Source organism: Streptomyces olivochromogenes (genome assembly GCF_021538895.1).
GTDB classification, from domain to species: Bacteria; Actinomycetota; Actinomycetes; order Streptomycetales; family Streptomycetaceae; genus Streptomyces; species Streptomyces olivochromogenes_A.
On the sequence record NZ_JADDRL010000200.1, the window covers coordinates 1 to 9,269 of the forward strand.

A 9,269-nucleotide genomic window follows, 5' to 3' on the forward strand; every position below is an offset into this window, starting at 1 on the left:
GTCGGCGGTGCGGGTCGGCGGCGGGCGGAAAGTTATCCACAGGCTGAGGACACCCGGCGGCGGATTGTCGGCGGGGCCAGGCACTATGGGGCCATGACTGAGAGCAAGATGCCGGACTGGGAGAAGCGCTTCCGGGCGCCGAGGGTGTCGCTGCCGGACTGGGCACAGGACGCGCCGGACCGCTCCCTGTTCGTGTCGAACGCGACGGGGACGTACGAGCTGTACGCGTGGGACCGCGCGTCGGGGGAGCAGCGCCAGGCGACGGCCCGGCCGAACGGCACGACGGACGGCCTGCTCTCTCCGGACGGCGCCTGGATCTGGTGGTTCGACGACAAGGACGGCGACGAGTTCGGCGTCTGGCGCCGCCAGCCGTTCGCGGGCGGCGAGGACGAGCTCGCGGTGCCGGGCCTGGAGGCCTCCTACCCGGCGGGCCTGGCCCTCGCCCGGGACGGCCGCACGTCGATCGTGGGCCGCTCGACGGACGAGGAGGGGACGACGATCCACCTCGTGCGCGAGGGCGATTCCCCGGTGGAGCTCTACCGTCACCACGAGTCGGCGTACGTCGGCGATCTCTCGCACGACGGCACGCTGATCGCCATCGAGCACACGGAGCACGGCGACGCGATGCACTCCTCGCTGCGCGTCCTGCGCCGGGACGGCTCGCCGCTCGCCGAGCTCGACGACACCAAGGGCGGCACCGAGGAGCTGGGCCTGGAGGTGCTCGGCTTCGCCCCGGTCGACGGCGACACCCGTCTGCTCATCGGCCACCAGCGGCGGGGCCGCTGGGAGCCGCTGGTGTGGGACGTGGCCTCGGGCGCGGAGACGGACCTGGCCCTGGACCTGCCGGGCGACGTGAGCGCCGAGTGGTATCCGGACGGCTCCGCCCTGCTCGTCGCCCACGGCTTCGAGGCCCGCAGCGAACTGTTCCGGTACGACCTGGGCACGCGTGAGCTGTCGCCCATCCCGACCCCGACCGGTTCCGTCTCCGGTGCGACGGCCCGCCCGGACGGCAGCGTGGAGTTCCTGTGGTCCTCGGCCGCCGAGCCGCCGACGGTCCGCTCGTCGACGGGCCGGGTGGTCCTCGACCCGCCCGGAATGCGGTGCCCCGGCTCGGTCCCGGTCGAGGACGCGTGGGTGGAGGGCCCCGGCGGCCGCATCCACGCCCTCGTCCAGAAGCCGGCCGGAGCGACGGGCCCCCTCCCCACGGTCTTCGACCTGCACGGAGGCCCGACCTGGCACGACAGCGACTCCTTCGCCGCGGGCCCGGCCGCCTGGGTGGACAACGGCTACGCGGTCGTCCGCATCAACTACCGCGGCTCCACGGGCTACGGCCGGGCCTGGACGGACGCCCTGCGGGACCGGGTGGGCCTGATCGAGCTGGAGGACGTGGCCGCGGTCCGGGACTGGGCGATCGCGTCCGGCCTCGCCGACCCCGGCCGGCTGATCCTCACCGGCGCCTCCTGGGGCGGCTATCTCACCCTCCTCGGCCTCGGCACCCAGCCGGACCTGTGGACGCTGGGCATCGCGGTGGTCCCCGTCGGCGACTACGTGACGGCGTACCACGACGAGATGGAGACCCTGAAGGCCATGGACCGCACGCTCCTCGGCGGCACCCCCGAGGAGGTCCCCGACCGCTTCGAGGCCTCGTCCCCGCTCACCTACGTCGACCGGGTCCAGGTCCCCGTCTACATCTCGGCCGGCGTCAACGACCCCCGCTGTCCCATCCGCCAGGTCGAGAACTACGTGGACCGCCTGGCCGCCCGCGACGCGCCCCACGAGGTGTACCGGTACGACGCCGGACACGGTTCCCTGGTGGTGGAGGAACGGATCAAGCAGGTGGCGCTGGAAATGGACTTCGCGAGAAGACACCTGCCGCAGTAGGGGGAGCTGGAGCCCGGGCGGCTTCTCGACGTACGGAGCGGTCCGCCCGGGACACCTCTCGACCTACCGAGTCGGGTGATCGGGCGGGCCGGCGGGGTCCGGGGACGGAGCCCCGGGGCGGCCGAGCAGCTCGGCCAGCCCCCTCCGCGTCGCGGCCAGCACCACCCGCTCCCCGGCCCGCAGCACATGGTCCCCGGAGACCGACGACCGCCCCTCCAGCGCGAGCACCCGCCACGCCCCCGCCCGAAACGCGTCCGCCACGGCCCGCCCCTCCAGCCAGGGCTGTCCGGCCACATCCACGGCCGCGAAGAGCAACACGCGCCGCTCGACGGGGATCGCCCCCAGGATCTGCCGCCCGAGCATCGCCCCGGCGAAGGCGGGCGCGGCCAGGTGCGTCACGCTCCGGCTCCGGATCAGCGCCCGCGGATGCGCGGCCCGCAGCGTCCGGTACACGGCGGTGGCGAAGTCGTCGTCGTACAGCCGCAGCACCACCCGCAGATCCGGTCGCACGGATCGCGCGTACAGCACGGCCTCCAGATTCGTCGTGTCCGCGCTGGTCACCGCGAGCAGCGCGTGCGCCCGGTGGATCTTGGCGGCTTCCAGGACGCCTTCCTGGGTCACGTCGCCGAGCACCACGGGCACCCGCAGTCGCCGCGCGGTCGCGAGCCCGCGCGCCTCGGGGTCGGCCTCGACGCAGACCACGGGGATGTGCAGCTCCCGGAGCCGGGTCAGCACCCGCGTGCCGATCTTCCCGAGGCCGAGCAGCACCACGTGCCCGCCCAGCCCGCGCGGTGGTCTGCGCAGCGCGGAGGCGGTGCGGAAGGTGCCGAACACTTCGAGCACCGCCGCCAGCAGGACCGGCAGCAGCAGCAACCCCATGAGCCCGGACAGGAGTTGCAGGATCTGCCGCCCGACGGACTGCCCGATGGCCGGGTCGTCGATGGCGAACAGATCGAGCAGCGTCAGATAGAAGGCCCGCAGCGGATGGATCCCGGTCACCAGCGACAAGGCCACGGCCAGCGCGACGACACACCCCACGAGCCCGGCCAGCGACCACCGCAGCCGCCGGGAGAACAGCGAGGCGAACGGCGGTACGACTCCCGAGGTGCGCCCCGCGGGCATCGGCTCCTCGGCGGCCCACGACACCTGCTCCAGGACGACGGCCCCGCGCCCGGTGGCACCGCGCACCTCCGCCTCGTCGGGCAGCAGCCGCGGTCCGTGCTCGCCGCTGCCCTCGGAGCCGTCCGCACCGGCCGGATCGCTGCTGGTCGTCGAGAGGAGGGCCAGGGTGCACAGCCCGGGGTCGGGAACCAACCCCGGTCCGGGCGGCGGTCGTTCGACGGCGCGCAGCAGCAACTCGTCCGTCTGGACGACCTTGGTGGTGCCGGCGACCGCGGCCGCGGCCAGCGCGGGCGCGGCTGTGTCGGCGTCGGAGAGTACGGTCGTCGACGCGTCGCTCCCGGCGTCCTCGCCGTTGCCCGCCGCCAACGCGGCCGCCTGGTCGAGGAGTTCCTCGATGTGCTGGCCGAGCCGCCGGTTGTAGAGCCGCAGGACGAGCCGCAGCCTCGGGTTGAGGCGGCGGGCGGTGAGCGCGGCGCGGATGTTGGTCTCGTCGTCGTCGTACACGAGCGCCAGCGCGGTGGCCCGCTCCACGCCCGCCTCGGCGAGCACCGCCTCGGACGGCTCGGCGGCCTCCAACACCCGCTCGGCACGGGCGGGTTCACCGCCGCCGCTCCCGCTCGTCCCGCCGTTGCTGTTGCCCGTGGCCCGGCCCACGGCGGCGTTGACCACCCGGTCCAGCAGTGCCGCCGAGGCCGCCCGGGCCCGCCGCCCGACCACCGGTGGCCGTGCCGTGCGTTCGTTCGGCGGCACGACGAGCGTCACCTGCTCGCCGTACACTCCGCGCAACTCGGCCGCCAGCCGATGCGCGAGACCGTCGTCCCCGCACACCACCATGTGCGCCGGCGCACCACCGTGTCCACCCTGATACGGAACGCTCCCCACGAGGGAAAAGACTGCCCCAAGGAGACGGGTGGTTCCAGGTACGGGGTGAACACCCGTGTGCGAGCCGCCGTACTGAGGGGGAGGGAGAACAGGCAGCAGCGCCCGTACGCCGGAGGTATCCCAGCCGTGGCCATCACCGAAGAAGCCCCGCCCGGGGCCGCCGCCCCCCAGCAGGCGGCGCCCGGCACCGGCAAACGGCCCGACCAGGAGGGCTGGCACCTGAGCTCGCCACTGGCACTGACCCTGCTGCTGGTCGTGGTGGTGGTGCTCCAGGGACCGATCCGCGGGGCCCTGTCCACGCCGGTGATGCAGAGCTGGATGACGGTGTTCGTCGCGGTGGTCGTCCAGGCCCTGCCGTTCCTGGTGCTCGGTGTGCTGCTGTCGGCTGCGATCGCCGTCTTCGTACCGCCCTCGTTCTTCGCCCGCGCCCTGCCCAGCCGCCCCGCGCTGGCCGTACCGGTCGCGGGCATGGCGGGTGCGGTGCTGCCGGGCTGCGAGTGCGCGTCCGTGCCGGTGGCCGGGGCGCTCGTACGGCGGGGAGTCACCCCGGCCGCGGCGATCGCCTTCCTGCTGTCCGCCCCGGCGATCAACCCCATCGTGCTGACGGCGACGGCCGTCGCCTTCCCCCGCGACCCGGAGATGGTCGTGGGCCGGTTCGTCGCGAGCCTGCTGGTGGCGTGCGCGATGGGCTGGCTGTGGCAGCGCCTCGGCCGCACCGACTGGCTGCGCCCGCCGGCGCACGCCGGGCACGAGGGACAGAGCAAGGGGGAGGCGTTCTGGGGGTCGGTCCGCCACGACATGATGCACGCCGGCGGCTTCCTGGTCCTCGGCGCGATGGCCGCGGCGACGCTGAAGGCGGTGGCCCCGGAGAGCTGGCTGCGCACCGCCGCCGACAACCCGGTGTTCTCCGTCCTCGCCCTGGCCGTCCTGGCCGTGGTGCTGTCGATCTGCTCGGAGGCGGACGCGTTCGTGGCGGCCTCGCTGACCCAGTTCTCGCTGACGGCCAAGCTGGCGTTCCTGGTCGTCGGCCCGATGATCGACCTGAAGCTGTTCGCGATGCAGGCCGGCACCTTCGGCCGCGGCTTCGCCCTCCGCTTCGCCCCCGCCACCTTCGTCCTCGCCATTGCGGGCGCGGTCCTGACCGGGGCGGTGCTGCTGTGAACCGACAAGCCCAGGCGGCCGTCCTGTTCCTGACCGGCGCGGCCCTGCTGCACGCGGGCTTCACCGACCTCTACCTGCGCTATGTCAAGGCGGGCCTGCGCCCCCTGCTGCTGGCGGCCGGGGTGGTGCTGATCGCGGCGGCGCTGGCGACGGCCTGGTACGAGTGGAAACGAGCGCGCCGGTCGAAGGGGGAGGCCGCGACCGCAAAAGCCGCCGAAGCCGCCGATGTCACCGACATCGCGGACGCCCACGAGCACGTCCATCGCGAGCCCCGTATCTCCTGGCTCCTCGTGCTCCCCCTCTTCGCCCTCATCCTGGTCGCCCCGCCCGCGCTCGGTTCCTACAGCGCGATGCGCACCGGTACGGCCCTGCAGCAGCCGTACGGGTACGCGAAGTTGCCGGCCGGCGACCCCGTGCCGGTCAGCCTGGTCGACTACGCGGGGCGCGCGGTCTACGACCACGGCCGTTCCCTGGGCGGGCGCAGCGTGCGGATCACCGGCTTCGTCGCAGTGGACCGCACCGGCGCCCCCTACCTCGTCCGGATGGCCCTCAACTGCTGTGCCGCCGACGCCCAGCCGGTGAAGGTCGGTCTGACCGGGAAGATACCGCCGGTCCTCCAGCCCGACGCCTGGCTGGAGGTGACGGGCCGTTACACGACCGAGCGGACCCGGGACCCCGTCAACCACGGCCCGATCCCGTTCCTCCAGGTCACCGCGGCCAAGCCGGTGCCGACGCCGCACGATCCGTACGACGAGACCTGGAACAACTGAGCCGTTCGGCGGCTCCCCGCCCCTTTTGTCCGCCCTGCGGGTTCCCGCACTGCGCATTTCCGAACAATGTGCAGGGTTCAACCGTCGCCGTCGACCGGGAAAGCTTTCACCGCACGCAGAAATGACCGGGAGGATCCCGCCGGAATTCCGCGGGAATTTCGGCCGTGCGTATTCCCGGACGACTGGAAAGGCGGTGGCGTCGGTGGCCGGAACGGCCGTGGTGACCGGAGCGAGCAGCGGAATAGGCGCGGCGACCGCGCGCCGGCTGGCGAAGGACGGTTTCGAGGTGGTCGCCATCGCGCGCCGAGCGGACCGGCTGCACCGGCTGGCCGAGGAGACCGGCACGCGGCCGTACCCGCTCGACGTCACCGACGAGGGGGCCGTACGGCGGTTCGCCGCCGAACTGGGCGCCTGCGACGTCCTGGTGAACAACGCGGGCGGCGCGCTGGGCGCGGACCCCGTGGCCGAGGCCGACGCGGCCGACTGGGAGCGGATGTACGCCGTGAACGTCCTGGGCACGCTGCGGGTGACCCAGGCCCTGCTGCCGCTGCTGCGCGCCGGCCGTGGCGGCACCGTCGTCACCGTGACCTCCACCGCGGCCTTCGCCGCCTATGAGGGAGGCGGTGGCTACTGCGCCGCCAAGTACGGCGAGCGCGCGCTCGTGGAGACCCTGCGCCTGGAGCTGTGCGGCGAGCCGGTCCGGGTGGTCGAGGTGGCGCCCGGGATGGTCCGTACCGAGGAGTTCGCCCTCAACCGGATGCGCGGGGACGCCGACCGGGCCGCCGCCGTCTACGAGGGCGTCGACCGGCCGCTGAGCGCGGACGACGTCGCCGAGTGCGTGGCGCTGGCCGTCGGGCTGCCCCAGCACGTCAACGTCGACCGCCTGGTGGTCCGCCCGCTGGCCCAGGCCGCTCAGTACCGGCTGCACCGCGGCCCGCTGTTCCGCGACTGAGCGTCCGCCGCTCCCTCTGTTTACTCCCCCCTTTCACCCTCATGCCCCTTTTTCTTCTTTTCTTCCGGTCTTCTTCCGGACGAGCCGAGGAGTGCGCCCGACGTGAAGCTCCACCGTGACGAACTGACCCCGCAGATGCAGGAGTACGCGCGGTTCGACGACCGCGGCGAGGCCCGCTACCTGCCGTACCTCATGTACTTCCACCGGGCCGAGTACCGGTCCTCCGTCATCAACACCGACCGCGCGGGCTTCCGTGTCTCGCACGGCCCGAACGGGGAGCGGGCCTCCGCCGCCGGGCGGCTGCCCGCGGGCCCCGTGCGGCTGGTCTCCGGCAGTTCCACCGTGCTCGGCATCGGCGCCACCAGCGACGCCACCACCCTTGCCTCCCAGCTGTGGCGCAAGCACGCCCCGTCCGTGCCGTGGCTCAACTTCGGCGGGCGCTGCTACAACTCCACCCAGGAGCTGTTGCTGTTCACCCTCTACCGCCACCTGCTGCCCGAGATCGAGGAGATCGTCGTCTTCTCGGGGCTCAACGACCTCACCGTCGGCCGGCTGCCCGAGTGGCAGCAGGGCGACCACGGCGCGTTCTGGTTCTGCGGCGAGTACTTCGACGCGATGGAGGAGCTCCGCGAGGGCAACCGCAAGGCCGCCGGCAAGCTGCTCGGCCGCCGCGCCGAGCGCCGCCGCACCATCTCCACCCACGACGACGTCCGCCGTGACATCCCCTCGGTCGTCGACTCCGCCGCCGACCTGACCCTGCGCCACCTCGACAGCTGGCGGCGCCTCGCCGGACCGGCGGCCCGGCTGACGTACGTACTGCAGCCCATGGCGCTGTGGATGCGGGACCGGCACGCCCCGCAGGAGCGGCTGCTGTTCGACGAGATCGACCGCATCTCCAAGCTGGGCACCTGGGAGGCGCTGTACGGCGACATCTCCCGCAAGGAGGTCGCCCAGGTCTTCTCCGAGAAGCTGCGCACCGGCTGCGAGAAGCTCGGCATCCGCTACGTCGACCTCAACCCGGTCGTCGCCGAGGCGGTCACCGAGCGGGACTGGATCTTCGTGGACCGGGCGCACTACACCGACCACGGCTACGACCTGGTGGCCCGCGTGCTCGCCGAAACACTCGGCCTTTCCTGAGAGAACCCTCTTTTTCCTTTCCTCCTTCCTTTGTGAAAGAAGGCGACTGGCCCATGGCTCTTCTGCGGAAGATCGCGGATTTGTTGTTCCGGCGCAGGAAGCGCGCCAACCGGAAGAACGACGCGTCCATCTACCCGATGTTCTGAGCGCGAAAGGGACAAGGATGTACGACGACGGCGGCCCCGCCCGGGCCGTGTACGCGTACGCCGCCGACCCGGAGGCCTCGGTGCCGGACGGCGGGTTCGTCGAGGAAGTCCGCGCGGAGTTGCGCCGGGCGGCGGACTCCGAGGGCGCCGACGGTCCGCTCGACGACCTCGTGCGGCGGGCCGCCGACTGGGCCGCCGCCGAGCGCGCACGGTTCACCGGCCTGCTCGACGCCGGGCACCAGGAGGTGCCCGGACATCAGGACGTACTGGTGCGCCGGGCCGTCCTCGGATGCGCCCCGCTCTCCCTCGTCTCCGGTGCCTGGCTCCAGTGGCTGAGCGCGCCGGGCAACGCCGAGGAGCCGGTGGTGCTGCGGATCCTCGCGCTGTACGCCGCCGACGTGGGCGCCGGACACCCGCACGCCTCCCGGGGCACGGCCTTCCTGGAGCTGCTGCGCCGGCTCAGGCTCGCGGAGAACGCCGTACCGGCGGCCCGGCTGACCAGCGACCCGCGCATTCCCGAGACGGCGTTCCGGCTCCCGGCGCTGCTGCTGGCGATGAGCAGACGGCCGGACGAGTTCCGCGCCGAACTCCTCGGCGCCGACCTGTGCCTGCGCACGGTGGGCCTGCCGCCCGCGCTGACGCTGGTCCGGCGGGCCCGGCCGACCGACGCCGACTGGGACGCCATGGACCCCTCCGTGCCACGGGACACCGACGCCGAGCAACCGGCATCGCGGTGCCGGGCGCTGGTCGAGGAGTTGACCGAGCGGGACGGCGACCGGGCCGCCGAGGGCGTGCGGCGCGGCTTCGCCCGGGCGCTCGCCGCGCTGCGCGCCTGGTCCGGGGAGCTGTACGCGGAGCTGGTCGCGGCCGGTGACCCGGCGTTCGACATGGCCGAGCTCATGCGGGCGCGCGCCCGTGAAGGCGCCGTCTACCACCACCGGTTCCAGCTGGAGGGCAAGCCGTTGGCCCGCTGGCTCGCCGAGTGCCGCCGTGACGCCGGCCCCCTGTTGGACGCGCTGGCCCGCAGCAAGCTGGTCAAGCCCGGCCGGGCCTCCGTCAGCCCCCTGGTGCGAGGCCTGGTCGGTGAACGCGGCCCGATGTTCCGGGTGTTCTCACCGGAGGACCTTCGGGTCGTACGCCGGTGGATCGACTCCCTGCCCGCCTCGTCGGCCGGGGGAGGGGACACGACCGGCGACCGTGAGAAGGCGACGGCCACCT

The 9,269-nt window shown here is 73.2% G+C and carries 6 protein-coding genes and 1 pseudogene; 6 read left to right on the forward strand and 1 reads right to left on the reverse strand.

The genetic code is table 11. The annotated features are described in order from the left end of the window. Window positions 1–93 precede the first annotated feature (93 nt). Window positions 94–1,881 carry a S9 family peptidase gene (locus IPZ69_RS45115; protein ID WP_235460728.1) on the forward strand — a complete coding sequence of 596 codons (1,788 nt, stop codon included), beginning with the start codon at window positions 94–96 and terminating at the stop codon, window positions 1,879–1,881. A gap of 63 nt (window positions 1,882–1,944) precedes the next feature. On the opposite strand, the gene IPZ69_RS45120 is transcribed toward IPZ69_RS45115, so the two are convergent. Beyond that, window positions 1,945–3,837: an NAD-binding protein gene (locus tag IPZ69_RS45120; RefSeq protein WP_235460729.1), complete on the reverse strand. Its 1,893-nt coding sequence runs from the start codon at window positions 3,835–3,837 to the stop codon at window positions 1,945–1,947. A 174-nt stretch (window positions 3,838–4,011) separates the two neighbouring features. Here IPZ69_RS45120 and IPZ69_RS45125 point away from each other — a divergent pair, with 174 nt between their 5' ends. The 5 genes and pseudogenes from IPZ69_RS45125 to IPZ69_RS45145 form a co-directional block, all read left to right on the forward strand. Next, window positions 4,012–5,046 carry a permease gene (locus IPZ69_RS45125; protein ID WP_235460730.1) on the forward strand — a complete coding sequence of 345 codons (1,035 nt, stop codon included), beginning with the start codon at window positions 4,012–4,014 and terminating at the stop codon, window positions 5,044–5,046. Next, entirely contained in the window at window positions 5,043–5,816 is a 774-nt protein-coding gene (locus IPZ69_RS45130) for a TIGR03943 family putative permease subunit (RefSeq protein WP_235460731.1), read from the forward strand. The genes IPZ69_RS45125 and IPZ69_RS45130 overlap by 4 nt, the downstream gene beginning before the upstream one ends. Before the next feature lie 202 nt (window positions 5,817–6,018). Continuing rightward, window positions 6,019–6,768 carry an SDR family oxidoreductase gene (locus IPZ69_RS45135; protein ID WP_235460732.1) on the forward strand — a complete coding sequence of 250 codons (750 nt, stop codon included), beginning with the start codon at window positions 6,019–6,021 and terminating at the stop codon, window positions 6,766–6,768. A 102-nt stretch (window positions 6,769–6,870) separates the two neighbouring features. Further along, window positions 6,871–7,905, forward strand: a complete 1,035-nt coding sequence (locus tag IPZ69_RS45140) for an Inducer of phenazine A (RefSeq protein ID WP_235460733.1) — start codon at window positions 6,871–6,873, stop codon at window positions 7,903–7,905. 163 nt (window positions 7,906–8,068) lie between these two features. Then, a pseudogene (locus tag IPZ69_RS45145) lies at window positions 8,069–9,269 on the forward strand (iron-containing redox enzyme family protein); the annotation flags it as partial.